This window comes from Vibrio sinaloensis DSM 21326 (assembly GCF_000189275.1).
Lineage (GTDB): Bacteria > Pseudomonadota > Gammaproteobacteria > Enterobacterales > Vibrionaceae > Vibrio > Vibrio sinaloensis.
Genome location: NZ_AEVT01000045.1, coordinates 1 through 451, shown reverse-complemented (window position 1 = coordinate 451; position 451 = coordinate 1). Strand labels below are relative to the sequence as shown.

General features: G+C 39.0%; 1 protein-coding gene. It reads right to left on the bottom strand.

Annotated elements, in window-relative coordinates; genetic code table 11:
• Positions 1–29: 29 nt before the first annotated feature.
• Positions 30–350: a hypothetical protein gene (locus RH45_RS06800; protein ID WP_008075353.1), complete on the bottom strand. Its 321-nt coding sequence runs from the start codon at positions 348–350 to the stop codon at positions 30–32.
• Positions 351–451 lie beyond the last annotated feature (101 nt).

Below are 451 nucleotides of genomic sequence, written 5' to 3'. Positions count from 1 at the left end.
ACCTATCAGCCATCATGAATAAGCGAATCTTACCTACCCCCTGAATATTGAAACTTACCATTTTCAAAACTTACTATGCCCGGAGTCTTCTTCAAGGCATAAATAATTTTGGAACAATTGTCATCATTAACTAAGACTACAATGTCGGAATAATTCATTCGCAAACCATGAATGAGCCTGAAGAGTTCGGTAACTGAGTGTTTATTTTGTTTCTCAAGCGCGACTTCAAATGATGCGAGTAACTCAGCGTTAATTTTTCTAACTTGCCCAACATTGTAAAGAGTAGCGACAACAGTACCAATTGAAGCTATCAGACCAAAAAACAGGTTTCCTATTTCCGGGATTTCCACTTTTTCCTCCTTGAAACATAACGCCCTGTTAAGGTGTGAGCAATGCAATACCGAAGCCTCCGCATGCCACCTTAATCACTAAAACCAACGCATAGTAAAAA